Genomic DNA, 20,010 nt, shown 5'->3' on the forward strand with positions numbered 1-20,010 from the left:
TTAAGTATTAGAGTTTTGGTCTTTAGCTGGCACGATCAGCGTGGCCCACAATTGCTCGGTTTCTAATCCCGTTCCACTCAGCATAATCTGTGGGCCTTCATTTAAGGAGGAACTGGCACAAGCGATAGTAAGCCAGCATGCAGCAGGCCCCGGATAACCCAACGTGCTGTTAATGTCGTGCAGATCCTGTCCAATATTGAGCGGTAACGATAGCGCTTTAAGAGCCATTGCCACCCTCTGCTGCCATGAAGAATGTATGCCAACCAACCATCCGCTTTTGATTTGTTCAGTCGTGGCATCTCCCCACAGCGCAGCATGTTGCACCGCATAGTTCAGATCCTCCTCAGTCACACTGTAAGCCTGTTCAGGTCGATGCAATTGCGCTAGCGGTTTGGGCGAATCTGGCAAACCCGGATTTGCCAGCAGTAAATAAACTAGCGATTCAGCCGATCCTTCCAGCTGTATAGGGGAAAAATTGACGGCTAATACTAAAAGCAATGAGGATTTATTGCTGCGATGATCAAGCCACTCATCGATAGCTTGAAGTCCAGAACCATGCAGCCATTCAATCGCTTGCTGGATGTGAGCATCGTTAAAATGTTGCTGCCACATTTTTTGAAAATTGATATCCGGCATGCCGATGTGATTTTCCAGTAGTAGATGCAGCGGTAAATCAGATGGAAACGATGCTAACGTCTTACTCAATTGATTAATTGTTGCGCTCATTGTTTGGTTAAGTATTTGCTCCGGCGATTGATCAGCCGTGGCATTTAACCGGCTATGTCTAATACCACGTTCGCTTTGCCATGAAGGCTGGGTTTTCAGTGCCTGCTGTTTTTGTTGGATCGCCTGCCATTGTTTTTTACCATCCTGATCATCAGGAAAACGCAATGCAGTATGAAGGCTGACGTCTAAGATGTTGAGGTAGCGCTGACCCAATTGCACTTGTTGCTGAATAGCCTTTTCTCTTTTAGCATTCAGTTTATCCACTGTTGCAATATCACAGGAATAATAAACCATTCGCAAGACTAACAGAGTCAACCAAATAGCGGCTGGAATCACTAATGCTTTTTCCCAAAAGGCTTCAGCATCGATGGCTTTATTTTCCAGGTTTACTGACATTTGATATGCGGTGCCTGATACCAAAAACAGAGCGAGTAATAATAGCCAGATCCACCATCTTGGTAATTCAGGTTGTTTGAGCGCAGTAGGTACCTGCCTGAGGTTGATTGCCATAATTACTCTGCCACAGCTTGTGTCAGGCTGGAGATTAATTCACAACCACACGCACACCGATGCCCCTGAAATGCCACTGGCACACCATTATCTTTAAACGTAGCATGGCCCTCAGCAATAAAATTCTTACCGTGACCAATAATAGGACAAATAACCGCATCCCCCTTACGTGCTGCGCCGATACCAGAAAATTTCATTGTGGTTGAACCTTCCAACACCGTGCCGCCACCATTATGGCTATCGCCTAAACGGATAATTCCTTTCATTAAATCACTCCTTTAAACTGAGAAAACGCCAACATTTTTTTGCGGCAATACATTTAAATAAAACAAACCATAATATTTAAATCTCAGCAATTAAACGCCATGCCATCATTTTTTCTTCAATCACAATTTTGTCCTCAAATGGCCAGGGACGAGTGACAACGCGCCGTACTCTGTCAGCTGGCAGAATATCTCCCTGATTAAAGCGCACTATCCTCTGAGTATTTAGGCTGTTGTAATCCCACCATTCCATTTCCCAATATCCACTCACGGGACACACCTCACCATTACGGCATGATAGCTTGATGGAATCATCACGAACAAAATGTGGTGACTCTGGTAATGGTTTGCCGGTAGCAGGATCGAGCTGTTTATCCCGCGCCATTTGGTTAATGAGTGCTTCACTGGGCTTTTCAGGTGGAATATTGGCTTCTCTTTCTTCCAGCCATTTCAACTTTCCATCCCAGGCGGGTAACGGTGCGGGTGGAAGTGGCACAATTTCATCTATTTCTGGGACTGTAGGATTGGTATAGGAGTATCTCTCAAGAACATCCCATATTATTTCGTAGCGCCTTACTCGCTCCTTATCCATCTCCTGCCCCATATAGTAAAGTTCATTATTTAACTCTGGCCCATCAAAACCACTTGATAGAAAGCTAGCTGCACTCGAGTTTCCTGCTTTAACTCCAAGTTGAAAAAATTTCAGTGCAGAATTAAAATCTGCACGATTCTGGTAATAAATACCTAAATTACGAGCAGTCTTACCTTCACCTTGCTCAGCTGCGCAACGGCGAAATTGAATACTAATATCAGGTGCCACATTACTTGGTGCTAATTTCTCTCCGACATATGCTTGAGCCTGAGGGCTACCTTCATCTGCAGCTTTACGCATGTAACGTAATGCCATCTCTTGATCCCGCTGCAACCCAGCTATGCCATGTTGAAGATAGATTGCAATAAAGTAATACCCAACTCCTACACCTGCGTCTATCAACTGCTGGCTCAAACGCAGTCGTTCTTCGTCATTAATAATAAATCGGCCTTGTAATGCACCATTTTGAAGATTTATATTTGCTTTTAAATTTCCGTTTTCAGATGCTATACGATAAAGGCGAGATACTTCAGCCTCAATTGAAACATTCTGATTAAGTTGATTATTTTTCTGTAACCAACGAGCATATGCAAACAATTTTTCTGATTCATTTTTTGAATCAGAAATCATCTGATGCTTACATGTGAATTCTAATTTCATCTTAACTGAACTTAATGCATTCATTTTCTTAGTCTCATTGAAAGCTGAGTTAATATTTATTTCATCACATGCCGTAAGAAAAAAAACAACACAAAGAATTAGTCTCATCATCAATCTAGATCGCTTAATGTATTTTCATTGTATTGAAATTCAATAATTGAGCATAATGGATTCATCAAGCCTTCGCCATGCTGACTTGATTTAATTCGATCAGAATTTTGCGCCATTAAATCCTCCCATTGCTTAAAGGCTACCTTAACATCATCCTGCCCACCCAAATTATTCGTATGCAGATTCCATAATCGCTTCCTCATCTTCTTGGTTACTGGCGCATTACAATGCGCAATATTCATTTCACTATCGACCTGCATACTTCGTGTGTTGATATTGGCTGAACCATGGGTGGTAAAAACATCATTGATAATCATCAGTTTTGAATGAATATATACTGGCATCCAGTTATTTCCCTCTGAATCAGGTGCCACCAGCGAACAGACGTGGATTTTTAATCCCGGATGCTCTACGGGGACAACGGCACTATTGTCTATTTCCTGCATTTTCGCTTTGACTTCCGCCTCTTTATCCTTCCTTTCCTTAATATATTTTATTTTTTCATCAAGTGAGGCATCAATCGATGGCGGACTTGGCATTTCATTCCACAGCGCCTCTTTACGTCTTAATTTGGTAATACCTGGAATGGTATCTGCCCGGCCTAAACTCTCCAGCATACGTTGCGTGTTTACTGTACCTGCTCCAATACCGCCATCAGTCACATTTGTCGTAACAAAGAGGTAAAGTGATCCGTGTTTTCCTGGATCGCGTCCCTCACGGGTCTGATCCGCAGCGACTTTCTTGATCAATTCTGCCAGTGGTGGCCAGCGGAAATACTGGTTTTCAATATAGATAAACTGTGTGGCGTTATTTGTTGCCTGTAAATAGAGTTTCTCAATATCGCGCTTACCTGCCTGCGCCTGGGTGCGCAGCAATTGCGCCATAATCGGCGTGCCAAGTGATTTTGCGGCCGCATGTTTTTAGCCGCCTCACTGGCATTACGCTGCCACAGAAGATTCTGCCCGGTTTCTTTCTGCCAGGCAGTCGCGAAATTATGGTGTAAATGTTCCAGGACTGGCCCGGTTACCCGGCTTGAAATATCCTGGCGTGGCAGTGCACCGGTCGCACCTTTATTCGGTTCGGGTGCATGTGCACCCCGGTTTCTGGCTGAGTGTGCATCAGTATCCCAGTATTCATCCAGCATGTTATGTCCCATCACAAAACCAACCGCTCTCTCCGGCAGTTCATAATCCACTAATACGGTTTTTTGATGATGAGTGACAGTTCCTGCCATAGTAGCAATCGTTGAGTTACTCAGATTTTTATCAAGAGCCTGAAATTTTGCCTGGTATGCAATTTCAGCACGATCCCTCGCATTAAAACCACGGCTAACAAAATGAGGAAAAGGATAAAGTTTCTCAAGCGTGGTTTCTTTTCCCCGGACCATCTCCTTCATGGTATTAAAGCGCGCAGAGGTTTTAAACCACCAGCAGTCATAATCAAATTGTGTATCGGTAGAAGTCTGACCTGCGCGGTTTCTTACAATCGGCAAAAACTTTCCAGGTAAGTTTGCTTCATCACCAAATCCGGCAGTATTAAACGGCATTTCCCAGGCCAGTATTCTTACTTCAACGCCACGCTTTTCAGCAATATCAATCAACAATTGCCCAATACAGGGTGCTTTGCCATCACGCACAAAATACATCGAAGGCTGGAACCCCCAGCAAATAATATCCACTGATTTACGCGCATTTTCGATGGCATGATGCACCGCACCAAATGCTTCCTCACCATTAATCAATGGATAATATGTTGCTGGCAAAGGGTGATATTCGCTGCCCTGTACAAACCACGGCGGTGTAATCACACATTGCTGGGTCATATCAGTTGCAATAGGTGAAACGATATATGACTGACTCATGCGTCTTTTTCCCTGTCATTAATACCATCAAGTAATGCGGCATAGAGCGAACGGTGACCGGTGTGCGAATCCGGAGCATTAATTTCTTCTGCAGGTTGCGAGTGATGATGATGAATGCCGCGATTTGCCAGCATGACCCTCTTTATTACTGAAGAATTAAAATGTAACGTTTATGGCATGCCGCCAGACTTCGGACGTCAAAGTTAGGTAACATCAGAACTTTTAAAAGAACACCTTAAGCTTCAGCGATTAAACGCCACGCCATCATTTTCTCTTCAATCACAATTTTGTCCTCGAATGGCCAGGGACGAGTGACCACGCGCCGTACTCTGTCAGCAGGCAGAATATCTCCCTGATTAAAACGCACTATCCTCTGAGTATTAAGGCTATTGTAATCCCACCATTCCATTTCCCAATATCCACTCACGGGACACACCTCACCATTACGGCATGATAGCTTGATGGAATCATCACGAACAAAATGTGGTGACTCTGGTAATGGTTTGCCGGTAGCAGGATCGAGTTGTTTATCTCGTGCCATTTGGTTAATCAGTGCTTCACTGGGCTTTTCAGGTGGAATATTGGCTTCTCTTTCTTCCAGCCATTTCAATTTTCCATCCCAGGCGGGTAACGGTGCGGGTGGAAGTGGCACAATTTCATCTATTTCTGGAATGGAAGGGTTTGCATAAGAATAATCATTCAGAATTGTACTTATAATTTCATATCTTTTAGTACGTTCAGTATCTTTTTGTTGCCCTAAATAATTAATTTTTTCTGATATTGTCGGACCGTCAAAACCATGTTTTAGGAAGCTTGCAGATGCTGCATCACCTGCAGAAACGCCTAATTGGAATGCTTCAATGGCAGCCTCAAATTGCTTGTTTAATTGATAGTAAATCCCTAAGGAAAGCGCAGACCTTCCTTCTCCTTGCTCTGCTGCACAACGGCGGAGTTGTAAACCAATCTCAGGAGCAATATCTTTTGGTGCTAATTTATCACCAACATAAGCCTGCGCTTGTGGATTTCCTTCATCAGCAGCTTTACGCATATATCGTAAAGCCATCTCTTGGTCTTTCTGTAAACCTGCAACACCATGCTGAAGATAGATCGCAACAAAATAATACCCAGCACCAATGCCATGATTAATTAACTCCTGACTCATACGCAAACGCTCATCATCTTTTAAATAAAAATATCCTCTAAGTGAACCATTTTGTAAGTTTATGTTAGCTTTAGCATTACCATTCTCTGAAGCAATACGATAAAGGCGTTCTACTTGAGAGTACACGTTCTCATCTTGTTTAAGTTGATTATTTTTTTGCATCCAACGCGCATAGTTAAATATAACCTCTGCATCAGGCGATGACTCAATCATTTTTTGCCGGCTGCAAACAAACTCTTTTTTATAATTTAAATTTAACAATGAATCCATGGTGCCTTTACCTATCAATGAAGCATGTCCCCTGCTCTGATCGCAGGCAATAAGCAGTAAAATAAAACACAAAATATTTTTCATGATTAATCCAAATCGGTTAACTTTGTTTCAGCATAGTAAAACTCAATAAGAGAAACTTCTGGAGGGTGATGTTCACCTTCAAAAACCTTATTACTTTGAATTAATCTATCCCATTCTATGTATGCTTCCCCTGCATCATCCTGCCCACCTAAATTATTAGTATGCAAATTCCACAATCTCTTCCGCATCACCTTTGTTACTGATGTATTACAATGAGCAATATTCATTTCACTATCAACCTGCATGCTTCGAGTATTGATATTGGCCGACCCATGCGTGGTAAATACATCATTGATGATCATTAACTTAGAGTGAATATATACTGGCATCCAATCATTTGGATCAGAGTCAGGTGCAACTAAAGAGCAGACATGAATTTTTAACCCGGGATGTTCTACTGAAACAACCACACTATTATCAACTTCCTTTTCTTTTGCTCTGATTTCAGCTTTTTTCTTATCTCGCCCCTGAATATATTTTAATTTATCAGCGTAGGTTGCATCAATAGATGGTGGAGTTGGCATTTCATTCCACAACATCTCTTTACGTCTTAATTTGGTAATTCCAGGTATAGTATCAGCACGCCCCAAACTCTCGAGCATACGTTGCGTATTCACTTTGCCAGGCCCAATTCCCTGCTCACTCACATTGGTTGTAACAAAAAGATATAGTGATCCGTGTTTTCCTGGATCGCGTCCTTCACGAGTCTGATCTGCTGCGACTTTCTTGATCAATTCTGCCAGTGGAGGCCAGCGGAAATACTGGTTCTCAATATAGATAAACTGCGTTGCATTGTTTGTTGCCTGCAAATAGAGTTTCTCAATATCTCGCTTACCTTCCTGCGCCTGAGTGCGCAGCAATTGTGCCATTAATGGAGCACCAAGCGATCTTTGCGGCTTCATTTTTTTAGCCACTTCACTGGCGTGACGCTGCAACAAGAGATCCTGCCCGGTTTCTCTCTTCCATGCAGTCGCGAAATTATGATGCAAATGCTCTAGTATTGGTCCGGTTACCCGGCTGGAAATGTCCTGACGTGGCAGTGCACCAGTCGCACCTTTATTCGGTGGGAGTCTATTCTCACCTCGATTAGCAGCTGAATGCGCGTCTGTGTCCCAGTATTCATCCAGCATGTTGTGACCCATTACAAAACCAACCGCTCTCTCCGGCAGTTCATAATCCACTAACACTGTTTTTTGATGGTGTGTAACACTCGCTGCCATAGTAGCAGTGCTCATATTGCTCAGATTTTTATCAAGGCTATTGAACTTAATCTGATAAGCAATTTCCGCACGCTCATCTACATTAAAGCCACGGCTGACAAATTGTGGGAACTGCTGCAGTTTTTTTGGTGTAGTTCCTATTCCACGCGATATCTCTTTAATGGTGTTAGCAAGCGCATATTTTTCAAACCAATCCTGATCAAAAGAAAATTGATCATTAGTCGAGGTTTGACCCGCTCTATTTTTAACTCCAGTAATAAATTTACCCGGCAAATTAGCTTCACCACCAAATCCAGCGGTATTAAACGGCATTTCCCAACCTAGGATCCTCACTTCAATGTCACGCTTCTGTGCAAGATCTTCTAATAGTTGCCCAATACAGGGGGCTTGACCATCACGCACAAAATACATTGAAGGTTGAAAACCCCAGCAAATAATATCCACTGATTTTCGCGCATTTTCGATGGCATGATGCACCGCACCAAATGCTTCCTCACCATTAATCAGCGGAAAATAGGTCGCCGGTAAAGGTTGATATTCGCTGCCCTGTACAAACCACGGCGGTGTAATCACACATTGATGGGTTATATCAGTTGCAATAGGTGAAACGATATCTGACTGACTCATGCGTCTTTTTCCCTGTCATTAATACCATCAAGTAATGCGGCATAGAGCGAACGGTGCCCGGTGTGCGAATCCGGAGCATTAATTTCTTCTGCAGGTTGCGAGTGATGATGATGAATGCCGCGATTCGCTAGAACACCTTGCTCTGGATTGCGATAAGTGGCGGCGACGGGAATCTGGTAGCTAACACCGTTTGCCATTACCAAGCGATAAGATTTCGTCACGGTTTGATGTTCAACCGGTAAATTGCCGGTGTTATCCAGCACGCCCTGTTTTATCGCTGCTCCATCGGCGTACAACGTATACGGCATGCCAGCCCAGCTTCCGGCTTCTGCATCAGGTGACATTGGTACTTTGAGATTCAATAATTGCTTAGCGGTGGATTGGATTTCGGGATATTCAGGATGTTCCGCCGTCATACTTGCCGGTCCGCTATAGGCGAAATCTGCTGATTTCACCGCAAAGTCACCATCGGTGCCCAACTCAATTTTGCACGGATCCAGCGTAATGTAGCTTCCCCCGGCATTCAGCACGATTTTCTTTTTAGCAATGATATGAATTTCTTCTTCGGTGCTGGTAATTTCCAGTCCTTGCCTTGCAAGCAATTGCAATTGATCGTTCTGCGCCTGAATCGAAACCGGCCCCTGATTTGCTAATAGCTTGATACCCATCCTGCGCACAAATACATTCAGTCCCTCGCCCACACCGATAAACATGCGTTTGACGATGCCAACATCAGCGTCTGCCTCTGCGGTGGCGATTAAGTTCTTTGCCGCTGCAAGCTGTAAATGTTTACCGCTGGTTAACGCGATTCCCTGCGGCGCACTAAGCAGTGCGACTGCTTGCTTGAGCTGTTCTAACTCTTCGCGCATGAAATTAAGTTGAGTTTCCACTTGCGCAGGTTCTGCGCCTGCGGCTTTTCCATCATCAGCTAACTGCTGCATTTGATTGCCTGCATTGTGCAAGCGGTTAAGTGCATCCTGCATCTCAAGCACTTCTGCACCAGCGCCAGGTTGCTTATCTGCACTTATAAAAATACCGCTTCCAGCACGAATCCCGCCCCACTTGTCCGTGCGCAGTTCAAAACCTTCACCGCGTTTGGCTCTCGAGGAATCAACCAGGTGCCCCAGGCTTAGCTGTGATTTACCACCATACTCGGTGCTGAGTTTGACGTGCTCTTCACCGCGCTTATCTTCCATGCGCAGTTTGTTTGAACCTGCGGTGCGGATAACGTTGCGTGTGCTGTTCTTTTCGGTGACGTGATCGACATGGCGCGAATCATTAAGCGCGTGAGCAATATAAGGCTGGTCAGGATCACCTTCGCGGAAGGCTATCGCTACTTCCGTTCCCTGAATCAGTGGGAAGTGGAAGCCATACATATCGCCGCCATAAGGTTTGGCGAGTCGCACTGGCATGCTCTCCTGCCCGCGATCTTTGCTCTCTTCATCCGCATCAAACACCACACGATAAAGACCTGAAGCGTCCTGCCAGGCGTAGATATCATTATCTTTTGCGCTAGTGACTCGCGCTGTCATGGTGCCGCTGACTTTAGGGCGTACAAGCATTGCTGGACGCCAGCAAATTGTTTCACTGTATGGCACGGCGCCAATCGTCACTCGCATGGCTGATTCCCGACTGGCAACGAACTTCAACTTTATAATTAGCAGTGGGTTATGCAGCAACTCTGGCAAGGTTGAAGGAACACTATTGTCGGTTATTATCAGCGTTTGCCCAGCAGCCAGAGAGGGATCGGTGCTTATTGCTGTAATGGATGTTCGGCTAGCGAGGAAGCGTTCATGATCCAAACGTGCATAGAAGTTTGCGGTTTCTGCAGCTGGTGTGTACTTGTCACCAGATTGCGGATGGCGAGGTCGATAATGATAAACCTTGCCATAATTAGTTTCATCGCCATCGCCCCGTGTCATATCCGCTTCCGCAGACCGTAAAATATATTGCGCCTCACGATGGTTATAATCTTTAGCGGATACGCTAGCTTCCACAACCTGATGATTAAGATTTAGTTCCCAGATCGAATCTTTTCCGCCATCACCCATACCTGAAGGGCTGTTAAGCGGCAGCGATTTGACAGTATTAAATGACACCTGACTGTCACCAAAATGGATTACTTCAGTGCGCGCATCCTCCTGTAAGCGAAAGTAGAAAAAAATTCCTACTTCAGCCAGTAAACGTTGAATAAATTTTAGATCACTTTCCTGGTACTGATTAATTTGTTCGCGCTTTGGATAGCTTTGCTTCAGGCTAAATTGGTATTGCCAGGCTTCCAGACCATGTTCAGTAAGTATTTTCGTTACCACTTCAGGCACTGATTTATTGACGAAAAATCGATGACTGTGGAATTGTTTACCTAGCAGTGAAACAAATGGCTCAATAATAATTTCATAGCTTACTTGATCGCGTGAACCTTGCAATCGCCGAAAGTGAGTTATCACTCCGTGTATGACTTTAACGATTTTTTCAGGCAATACCGATTTCAGCTCATCTGAGGTAGCTTGCATATTTAACCAGACTTTTTTCCGCAGCATCTGCTGAGGCTGTATGTCGCCAGCATCGCTGGTGAAACGAACTGTGTAACGATACAGTTCGCTCATCTCCTCCTTTCCCTCAATCTCTTCAACATCAGTACTAAAGGTGCTGCCCGGTAAATCGAGATAATAGCGATTTAATGAGACCGACAAAACTTTCTGTAGAATACCGGATGTATTCATCATGTCCTCCATGACGTAAAGATACTAATAATTAAGTTTAATAGTGAATCTTAAAAATCTTACACAGAGCTCTAATTATTTATTCAGAGATAAACCGGATGCAGATGGAGCAAAGGCTTACTGCATAGGTATAATAAAAACAGACTTACAGGAAAGAAAAAAACACTTCCTATAAACAGGAAGCCAAACCACCAACCTGAGCGGCCAATATCGTGCATGCGTCGAATTCCCAGCGACATAAAAGAAAAATAATGATTACGCTGGAAAATGACATAACAGTCGCAAGACCAATTCCACAAAATATAACCACCCATAAATCAACCCTAATAAGAGCAATAAGAAGCACGGCGCCTGAGCATAAAGATGGGAGCGTGCTGACCAGAATAAATGACCAGAATTCCTTGCGCGTGGCGCAGTTTTTATAATCGAATGTTTTACGCCAGGCTCCGGCGTAACATTCCGCTAAGCGGTCGTTCATCATTTAATCCCTAACAGTTAACCCACCTATCGGATCCGGCGCGCCAGCCCGGTCTATTTTGTCCTTCTTAGTGCTATCAGGTTGCGTGGCGGAAAATTCCTTAGCGGCATTATGCAGCTAGCGCATTTCGGTGTCGTAATAGCGCAGGGTGAGATCTTTCATTACAGCACTCTGATTGTTTTTTTATTGCGTTAATGTGGAAGCGGTGATGGTCTTACTGAAGGTTTACAGCACAGATATGTCAGGTAAAAAATAACGCTTAAATTCAACACCAGGCTTGCCCAGATAGATATTGAGAGTGCGATATCCTATGAAAAGTGATTTGCAATACTGTTGACCATAGCACCAAGAAATACAGGAATAATAAAAATATTGCTGAGTAGCAGGCTACTAAACCACCTGCCACTCCTGCCGATATCATGCATTCTTCTTACGCCTAATGAGATTACAGGGATGATCAGGATGCTTATAAATAACAGTTGGAGAGAAGACCCCATCGAAAGGAACAATAAGACATCAACTATGCTACTTCCGGTTAGAGTCAGCATTCCAGTTATTGCTGAATATAAGTTCAAAATTATTAAATTAACAAGAATGAAAATCCAAAAATCTTTCCTGCTCGCACATCCCCTATAATTAAAGGTATTGCGCCAGCCAGAAATGTAACATCGAACAATGGTTTTGAACATTTCAAATCCAACTCATAGACATAACACTTAATAATTAACAGTGATAATCACTGCATCACTGAAATTAAATAAAGAGGACTGAGAATGATATCACCTATCAAAGTAACAGGTGTCATTGCAAGGTTGAATGCCAGCTTTCCAGCATCAACGTTATTGGACAAATAATCAGAGTAAAAACGGACTTGATAACTATCATTTAGAGATGAAGCATCCGGGAATGAATCTCCTAAGCGCTGTCTGTTTATGATAATTCCTTCGATGCTTACCAGTCGATGATAGTAACCATTAGAAGATTTAAAGCCATTGCTTTCCAGCAATATTTTTTGCGATGCCGTTAATTCAGCCACGGACTGTCTGGTCATGACATTCATTACTTGCTGAAAGGCAGCATTAACATTTTTATCATAATAGCCATTCACGCCGATATTTATGTATTTATCATGATTATTCATTTTCAATGGGATATTTTTTATGATCGCATCTAATGCAAGCAACTCATTACCATTGACCGTCACGAAGTAAATATTTTTCTCCCCCACAAATCCAATACCGTTTTCTGGTAGTCTGATGATGTCCTTTTCACCTTCCCCACCACTTACAGTTAGGCTGATATTGTTATATTTAAATATGCCATTAACCCTGTCTGCGATTTTTATTTCTCGGTTATATCCTTTTGATTGATAGTCATTTAAAGTCCATAAGAGCTGAGTACAACCGGTTAATAAACACACCATAACCAGAGCGAGTACACGAATAGATAACATTGCAACATCCTTTTGAATTATTAACCCAACAGCACCACAGCTCGCGCTGCATCAATATCAACCAGCCCGGCCAGCAGTTGTTCCATTTCCGGCTGCACTCGCGCTTTATCCGCTTCACTGCGCCCAGCGCGGGCGCGCATTAATTTCAGCCTTCTTGATTTCACTTCAAACAGCAGCGACGGTTCCCACTGGCCAAGCGTCATGTCATCTGCGCTGCTATCAAGCCCGCTAAGCAGATGTAACGCCATTTCCTGACGGCCAAACTGCTCAGCGACGCGCGCCATCAGCAGACGCAGCAGCCACTGCTGTCGCGGTAAAGCAGTTCCCGGCCGATGCTGCAGCCAGTTCAGCGCGGTTTCGATGCCTTCCCGGTCGGCCAGCTCTACGGCTTCGCTTTCCAGTTGCAGAATGTCATCTTCATTGCTGGCACCGGGAGAAGCTGACGACCCTTCGCCCCAACCGGGTTCGGTGTTCATCACCTGCTGCTGTATCCAGCCGAGCGTCACCTCATCGGCAAACGGCGTGCCGTCGCTGAACGCCAGCGTTTCCAGGCCGGTCAGGCGCGACAACAGTCCTTTAAGATCGTCCTGCACGATGGCGGCAAGCGTGGTGTTGCCGGCGCGCGTCAGCGCCTGATGGATGTACCACTGCAGGTCAAGCCAGAAATGATTACCACCACGCGAAAACAGGCTGTCGGCCTGCTCGGTCAGTTCCTGCCAGCTCTGCTGCAGCCAAAGACGTTTAAGCTGCGCGCGCTGGTCGGCTTTTGGCGGCTCGATACGACTTTTACCGTCGCCGGAAAGCGGCGGCAGTTGCAGCAGCGTATCGTGGCGCAGGGATTTCATCAGACGGTGCGCAGCAAGCCAGCCGCCGGGTTGATCACGCAGGTATTTCGACAGCGTGCGCGCCTGATCCAGCAGCTCGCGTCCGGAGGCTATCGCCCCCATCTGTGGCGCAGCCGGACCGCTGGTTTGATGCTTATCACCCTCACCCGCCGCCTGTGGCACCACCGCATCCGGGCCACCCGCTTTAAGCAGGCGATTTTCCAGCGCCGCATACAGACTGCCCAGCCCGGCACCGCCGTGCTCCAGGCTCGCGTCCTCAATCAACAACAGTGCGCCAGCGATACGCAACGCATCCTGTTTGGTGACTTCTGGATAAAGTGAAAGTGTGTCGAGCATTCGCGAACCGGCGGGCCAGCGCAGTGCCGCTTCACGGCTGCGCGCGCGTTGTGGATGCAGGCTGCTACCAAACTGCGTCAGTAGCCCGGCCATTAATGACAAGCCATCAGCCAGCCCGGCTTCGCCATCAAGCTGCAGGCGTGCCCAGCTATACCAGGCCGCCACGCGGATGTCTTTGGTAGTGGTGGTGAGCAGATTCTCCGCCAGCTCGCAGATAAGCGTGGTGTCCGCCCCGGAAAGGCGGTTAACCTCCTCCTGCATCTGCTGAAAACCGTCGTGATAGGTCGGGTCCTCACCGGCGGGATTGTCCGCCGATACCGGCTGCAGCCAGTTATTCCACAGTGCGATTTGCTGTTTTGCCTGGGCGCGCAGCGTCTCAGCGTCTTCACCACAGGCGCTGATAAGAGATTTAAGCGGCATTATTCGTCCTCCGTGACGTTAAGGTCTTCCGGCGCGATAGTTGTGGCGCTCTGGAGAAAAATATCGGATGGCAGCGTGAAGTTGCGCAGCCGCAATAGCGCCAGCGGGCCATCACCGGCTTCGGTGCGCAGAATGTAATTCAGCGTGCGGCCATCGGGCGCGGCCCAGCTCAGTTGCCAGCTGCTGCTGATGCCTGGATTAGCGGTGACCTGCGCTTTGTCCAGCAAACGAATCAAGCCCCAGCCACCCGGCATGTCGCCATATAATCGTGTACCCGCCTCGGTGCTGACCCAGCTCAGCGTTGCGCCCGGCGCTTCGGTATCCGCCGGCCAGGTGAAACGCTTCCAGGCCGGCATCTGGTTCACATATTCCAGCTTCTGGCTGTCGATGGTCAGCGTCGTCTGCGATACGCCTGCCGCCGTGCCGGGACGCAGCTCAAAGTGCAGTCCCGCTTCACCGGTGGTGAACACCACGTCGGAAATCTGGCTAAGTTGGTTAATCGCCTTCAGGAACGCCGGGTTGAAGGTCAGCCCCTGCGCATTGATGCTGTCCGGCACCCAGCGCGTGCCTTCGCGGTGCAGCACGCCGTTAAGTCGGGTTTGCAGGAAGCGGGTGATGCGGCCGGTATCACCGTTGAGATACTTCGCCAGCAGCGGCAGAGAAACTTCGCTGCTAACGTTTTTGAACGGATAGCGACCGCCAAAGGCGCTGTTCCACTCGCTCACTACCGCCTGTTGCCACTGGACGTTGAGGCTTTCCGCCGCCGGACTTAATACCTGCTGCCAGGCCTGCTCCATCGGGCGCACAAACACTGTCTGCCCGAAGCCGCTCCACTCCTGTCCCAGACCAGCAGCAATCAGGCTGCCGTAGTCGCGGGTTTCAGTCAGATCGACGGTTTTGCCCTGGAACACCGTCTGCGCCAGCGTCTGCGTCATCGCCTGCGGGTCGGCGGCGTTGGTGACCTGCTGCAGACGCAGGCGCACCTGCGTGACGCGGGTGAGGAAAGTGCGCAGATTCATTGACGACGAGCTGCCCTGCGCTTCGGTCAGCGACAGCAGCGGACCAAAGGTGGCATCCAGCGGACCGCTCGGCCCGGCATTCTGATCAATTGCCGGCAGCTTCTCTTTGCTAAACAGGTTCTGCGCCGACTTCACCAGCGAGTCGGCGAGCGCCCCGCCGGTCTGACCGGTACGCCCCTGCACGTTCAACGTGTTCATCAATGCCACCAGCGGCGACTGACGCACGTCGGCTATCAGCGTCAGCTGGTCAATGGCATCCGACAGCGTCGGCGCGGGCTGCAGGCGCAGGCTGTTGAGGAAGTTCAGCCAGGCCGCACTGTAATCGGCGAAGTAGCGGCTAGTGAGTTGCGCTTCCAGTACGTCGGGCGAGGAGGATTTGCTGGTCGCGGGCGGATTATCGCCCAGCACCCAGTCCATCTCCTCGCGGCGCGCGCTGGCCACTTTCTCAATCGCCGGTTTCACACCCTCGTCCCACGCCTGACGGGTGAACATGCCCGGCACCACTTCGTCGGTGCTGAACAGCTGCGCCGCATCGGTATCACCAGTCATATCAGTCAGTCGCATATCGGCATAGTTGCGCGACACCTGTGCCAGCACCTGCTGATACAGGCGCGATTCGCTGTTGCTGACGCCGAGCTGACGCACCAGCAGCGCGCGCACCTGGCCGGTCAGTTCCGGGTCCGCCTTTAGTTTCCATTCAGGATGCGCAACCAGGCCTGCGCCGTAAAACGCCATTAAGCCGGGCGCTGTGCCCTGCCAGTAACCTGTAGCCACATCTGCGCGCTGCGCCCAGTCCTGCATCAGCGCCTGGCTGAACCATGCTGAATCCATGCGTTCAGGGCGCACCAGCATCAGCCACAGCTTGAGCTGGGTGTAAGCCGGTTTGGCGAGCGTGTCGCGCAGCGGGCTGTCAGGCGGCAGGTCAGCGACCGTCTGCAGCTCCTTACGCAGATGCGTGGCTGCAGCATCGCGCAGCAGCGGCAGCGCCGCCTGCGCATAACGCGGCCAGAGTGCTGCCAGCAGCGCGTCGTTTTGATTCAGTCCAAGACGGCTGTACCAAGGCGTACCGTGCTCCGCACGATGTTGCAGGCGCTGCATGGTTTTCTGCAGATCAGAAAGCGCCATCAGACGCTGCTGCAGCGGTTGTCCAGTATCGGCCGCCTGCATCGCCTGCGTATGAGCGTTGCTGATAACGCTGCTGTTGGTGGTGAACGACACCAGCAGGCCCGCGCCCCAGGCAATCACCGCCAGGCACGCCACGGATGCCAGCAGGCGCGACCAGGAAAAGCCGCGACGCTGCGGACGCAGGTGCGCGGGCAACGAAGTGAATGTAGACGGCAGCGCATCCCAGCGATTATCGAGGCCCCAGTGATTGGGTACTGCGCGCTCTGCACCTTCAGACGGTGGACTAAATACCAGCCCCGCCAGCGGAAGCGGTCGATACGGATTCTGCAGTGGTGCAATCAGCGCGTTGAGTGTTTCAGGTTCACGCGTCAGTTGGTCTGCCAGGCTAAGCAGGAAACGATGCTGCGGCGAACCTGCCGCCTGCTGAATGCCCTGGGTGGTGAGCTGCGCTGCCAACTCCACCAGTAACTTGTCTATTTTGCCTGTGGTAAGAGTCTGAACGCCCACCGCCTGAGTCATGCGGCCCGGCTGCTTGTCGGCGCGCGGATGCAGCGACCAGACATAAAGCGGCAACCGCCAGCCCAGCTTCTCGTAGCGTGCCGATAACGCGTGGGAGGTGGCATCCATCGCGGCGGCAGAAGGTAATGCTGTGGCAGGTACGACTGAAGTATCGGCAAGATGATCAACGGCGGAGGTAACCCAGATCATCGCATCAGCCGGACGACGACGCAGACGTTTGAGGGCCGTCAGCCAATTTTCATCGAGTGAGGATGCGGGATCGCCTCCCCATAGTAATAATGTGCCGCGATCTTCCTGCCAGAGCTGAGTTGTAAGACCTGGAGTCAGTTGCTCCACTTCAGCGGCAGTACCGGTTATCAGCAGGATGCGTGTTTTACGTCCCCAGGGCCGACCGTAGAGGTTACGCATGGCGTTACGGATGGTATCAACGGTGACATTGTGGGGCGGAGTCTGCCTGACGCGGCCTTCATCAGCGGGTAACACATTTTTACGTTTTGCCTGTAACCGTGACCACTGTAATTTCATTGCGAGGCCGATTGTTTTGCCATGAAAAACGATCAGAAGCAGGAGCAGCGCTACAGCAATTCCTAACAGCTTTGGTCCAATGCTGTAAAGCCCGATCATCCCGCCCTTTGTCCAGATGACCAGCGCTATTGCCGCAGCAATCAACACAGTAAGGCTAAGGCGTCCCCAGTTGCCACGCCACACTGAACTATCCTTCGCCATTCATCATATTTCCTATAGTTACGGTATTTATAAAACGTTTCTCACTATCCCTTGAAAGCATCAGGCAGTTCTCTTTCGTCAGCGCAGCAATATCGCCGGCGACAGCTGCCAGAATCCAAGGTGAAAAAGGGCCACTAAGTCCAGCGTACTTCTCCAGCCAGTGGCATTGCTCTGGCCTCCAGGAGCCTTCATATTTGTTGGCGCAGGCCAAGAGAGTAGAAAAGTCATCGCCCCACTTCATGCTGTCACCCACAATTGCAGCCGTAGTGATCGCCTGTGACTGAATGGAAAAAAAGGTATCGAGTTCTGCCTTCAATGTTATGCCCGTATCAAGCGACATAGGCCGAAGCAAGCGCGCATGATGGCTAAGCCTGTATTTTGTAGCCACATCATCAGAGGTCAGTAGGAGGGCTGCCAGCGCGTCACTGTATTTATCCCTGCCCTGAGTCTGATGAACCAGAATCAGATCCACATCCAGGGTCGGCGATTTAAGCCGCTCTTCGAGAGAGAGAAAAGACTTTGATTTCAAAATATTCACCACAGAAACCGGACGAACAGAAGACATATTTTTCTGCCAGGCTTCAGAGAAGTTTTTCCGCAGCAATAGATCTTCACTTTGTGAATCAGTTAACAGTGTGACATTAAGGGGTAAATCAGTTGGAAGTTTTTCTAACGCATCGCGAACGCTGCAAATTAATAAAGAAAGCCCATTTGTATTTTCCTGAAAATTGATGCGAATGGCTTGCTTAATAAATTGCTCGACATCCGGAAATGCCTGAAGCAGAGTTCCCGATGTCAGGTAGCGGGGGAGAATGGCACCGTGGTGCAACACTGCGATATGACGGTTCGCCCACGTAGACCATTGTTGCTGGGCATAATTGGCTTCATCTAATTCAAATTGATACTTATCAAGAACATTATTATAACGCCAACCGCGTAGGCAAATGAGGACAAACCAGACAAATAAAGGACCTGCAGTAACTAACCACAGATTATACTTTTGGATTTCCCCTAACATCTGGTTAGCATGAAGCACAAATAACAGCACTCCAGTGACTAGAGCAGAAACACCAACAATAAGCCACATGATAAGTGAAGGTTCTTTGGGTAAACCTGCAACATTAGATTTCTGACGTTCCCAGCCCATCACTTATCCTATTGCGCAATCCGGCGCACTGGAAATAACCTGGCAACCACATTCACAATGGCAGCCGTCCACAACAATCGCTTTACCATCAGATAACCACTCCGTAGAGCCTTCAATAATCTGATTAGTACCGTGATCCTTTACCGGACAACTTATTTCATCTCCTATGAGAGCTACTTTTTTACCATTGGCGATCATGGTTGATGATGCCGATATAACCTGACCTCCATGTGTTGTTTTATCGCCGAACAAAACAAATCCCTTGGACATATATCTCCTTATCATAAAATTTACAGTTTATTACTTAGCGAGCTTTTGTTTCACAAAATCATATTTTGTTTTTTCTGAATTAGGAAAGTGATGGTCTACGATTTTTTCACCATTTGGATAGATGAGAGTAAAACCCTCTCCTTTTTTTGCAGGAGGAATAGCCGTCACAAGCATATCTGGATGGAAAGTAGGCTTAAAAACAATGCTATTCGCATCATAAACACGGTAAGTCAACATTGGTTGACCTTTTATAGTTAGTGTTAATGTACCTTCAGCAGAGTTCTTCCTAATTAGAGGGAAGTAGTTTTTTTCAATTTCTACGGCACCATAGACATTGTCATAATTTCCATCCCCTCGAGGAGGTGCATTTTTATCAAAAACAAAAACAATATCTGCTGGTATATTATTCTTAACATTTCCGCCAAAATGTTTCATGTTATGATATTGAAAATCAAATTTTATATTGCTCAACTTCCATTCACACCTACCTCCACCATCTATGGCAATACTACTACTTACCTTGTAGCTTCCCGTTTCTTTATAAAAAGGAACAGTCAAAAGGTGATAACCTGCCCGGGTCGTTATCCCCCCCGAAGAAGTGAATATTTTATCTCTGCATTTTTCAGAGCGGTAAATTATATCCATTGGTAAAATATCTACCTCTACTGGTTTAACTACCGATATTTTAACCGTCTTACCATTTGTTGGTGGGGATAGTTCCTCGCCTCGCGAACAGCCGCTCAGGATTAAGAGCGGCATCAGGCATAGTATATTTAATATTTTCATTACTCATATTCCTTACTTTCGCACAGAAACGTTCCAGGGCAGCTCTTCCATCAGGCATTTGCTCTGTTACTCTCAGG

Annotated in this window: 18 protein-coding genes; all 18 read right to left on the minus strand. The window is 47.6% G+C overall.

Annotated features, from left to right (window positions below):
• Complete coding sequence (locus ACYAC5_RS11655; protein ID WP_309834274.1) at nt 1-1,236, minus strand: hypothetical protein; 1,236 nt, start codon at nt 1,234-1,236, stop codon at nt 1-3.
• A gap of 2 nt (nt 1,237-1,238) precedes the next feature.
• On the minus strand, nt 1,239-1,502 hold the full coding sequence (locus tag ACYAC5_RS11660) for a PAAR domain-containing protein (RefSeq protein WP_277973718.1): 264 nt from the start codon (nt 1,500-1,502) through the stop codon (nt 1,239-1,241).
• Between the two features lie 76 nt (nt 1,503-1,578).
• Complete coding sequence (locus ACYAC5_RS11665; RefSeq protein WP_277973719.1) at nt 1,579-2,775, minus strand: SEL1-like repeat protein; 1,197 nt, start codon at nt 2,773-2,775, stop codon at nt 1,579-1,581.
• 86 nt (nt 2,776-2,861) lie between these two features.
• Complete coding sequence (locus tag ACYAC5_RS11670; RefSeq protein WP_462061789.1) at nt 2,862-3,611, minus strand: phospholipase D-like domain-containing protein; 750 nt, start codon at nt 3,609-3,611, stop codon at nt 2,862-2,864.
• Nucleotides 3,608-4,723 (minus strand): phospholipase D-like domain-containing protein, encoded by a 1,116-nt coding sequence (locus ACYAC5_RS11675; protein ID WP_462061790.1) that lies wholly within the window; start codon nt 4,721-4,723, stop codon nt 3,608-3,610. Before ACYAC5_RS11675 ends, ACYAC5_RS11670 begins: the two co-directional genes overlap by 4 nt.
• Nucleotides 4,720-4,857 carry a hypothetical protein gene (locus tag ACYAC5_RS11680; RefSeq protein ID WP_192411639.1) on the minus strand — a complete coding sequence of 46 codons (138 nt, stop codon included), beginning with the start codon at nt 4,855-4,857 and terminating at the stop codon, nt 4,720-4,722. The genes ACYAC5_RS11675 and ACYAC5_RS11680 overlap by 4 nt, the downstream gene beginning before the upstream one ends.
• A gap of 101 nt (nt 4,858-4,958) precedes the next feature.
• Nucleotides 4,959-6,239 (minus strand): SEL1-like repeat protein, encoded by a 1,281-nt coding sequence (locus ACYAC5_RS11685; RefSeq protein WP_192411638.1) that lies wholly within the window; start codon nt 6,237-6,239, stop codon nt 4,959-4,961.
• A gap of 2 nt (nt 6,240-6,241) precedes the next feature.
• Nucleotides 6,242-8,086, minus strand: a complete 1,845-nt coding sequence (locus ACYAC5_RS11690) for a phospholipase D-like domain-containing protein (RefSeq protein ID WP_462061791.1) — start codon at nt 8,084-8,086, stop codon at nt 6,242-6,244.
• Nucleotides 8,083-10,812, minus strand: coding sequence for a type VI secretion system Vgr family protein (locus tag ACYAC5_RS11695; RefSeq protein ID WP_462061792.1), 2,730 nt, complete (start codon nt 10,810-10,812; stop codon nt 8,083-8,085). The genes ACYAC5_RS11690 and ACYAC5_RS11695 overlap by 4 nt, the downstream gene beginning before the upstream one ends.
• 80 nt (nt 10,813-10,892) lie before the next feature.
• Nucleotides 10,893-11,048 carry a DUF805 domain-containing protein gene (locus tag ACYAC5_RS11700; protein ID WP_225614389.1) on the minus strand — a complete coding sequence of 52 codons (156 nt, stop codon included), beginning with the start codon at nt 11,046-11,048 and terminating at the stop codon, nt 10,893-10,895.
• Nucleotides 10,979-11,290 (minus strand): DUF805 domain-containing protein, encoded by a 312-nt coding sequence (locus tag ACYAC5_RS11705; RefSeq protein ID WP_462063005.1) that lies wholly within the window; start codon nt 11,288-11,290, stop codon nt 10,979-10,981. Before ACYAC5_RS11705 ends, ACYAC5_RS11700 begins: the two co-directional genes overlap by 70 nt.
• Before the next feature lie 305 nt (nt 11,291-11,595).
• A complete protein-coding gene (locus ACYAC5_RS11710; protein WP_462061794.1) occupies nt 11,596-11,976 on the minus strand; it encodes a DUF805 domain-containing protein in 381 nt (126 codons plus the stop codon).
• A gap of 47 nt (nt 11,977-12,023) precedes the next feature.
• Nucleotides 12,024-12,740 (minus strand): YidX family protein, encoded by a 717-nt coding sequence (locus ACYAC5_RS11715; protein WP_462061795.1) that lies wholly within the window; start codon nt 12,738-12,740, stop codon nt 12,024-12,026.
• 20 nt (nt 12,741-12,760) lie between these two features.
• A complete protein-coding gene (gene tssA, locus ACYAC5_RS11720) occupies nt 12,761-14,344 on the minus strand; it encodes a type VI secretion system protein TssA (protein WP_462062974.1) in 1,584 nt (527 codons plus the stop codon).
• On the minus strand, nt 14,341-17,730 hold the full coding sequence (locus ACYAC5_RS11725; protein WP_462061796.1) for an ImcF-related family protein: 3,390 nt from the start codon (nt 17,728-17,730) through the stop codon (nt 14,341-14,343). The genes tssA and ACYAC5_RS11725 overlap by 4 nt, the downstream gene beginning before the upstream one ends.
• Nucleotides 17,717-18,877, minus strand: a complete 1,161-nt coding sequence (locus tag ACYAC5_RS11730; protein ID WP_280171794.1) for a hypothetical protein — start codon at nt 18,875-18,877, stop codon at nt 17,717-17,719. Before ACYAC5_RS11730 ends, ACYAC5_RS11725 begins: the two co-directional genes overlap by 14 nt.
• Nucleotides 18,878-18,880: 3 nt before the next feature.
• Nucleotides 18,881-19,147: a PAAR domain-containing protein gene (locus ACYAC5_RS11735; RefSeq protein WP_280171795.1), complete on the minus strand. Its 267-nt coding sequence runs from the start codon at nt 19,145-19,147 to the stop codon at nt 18,881-18,883.
• Nucleotides 19,148-19,177: 30 nt separating this feature from the next.
• Entirely contained in the window at nt 19,178-19,933 is a 756-nt protein-coding gene (locus tag ACYAC5_RS11740; RefSeq protein WP_280171796.1) for a hypothetical protein, read from the minus strand.
• Nucleotides 19,934-20,010: the final 77 nt, after the last annotated feature.

The organism is Pantoea sp. y20 (assembly GCF_054903455.1).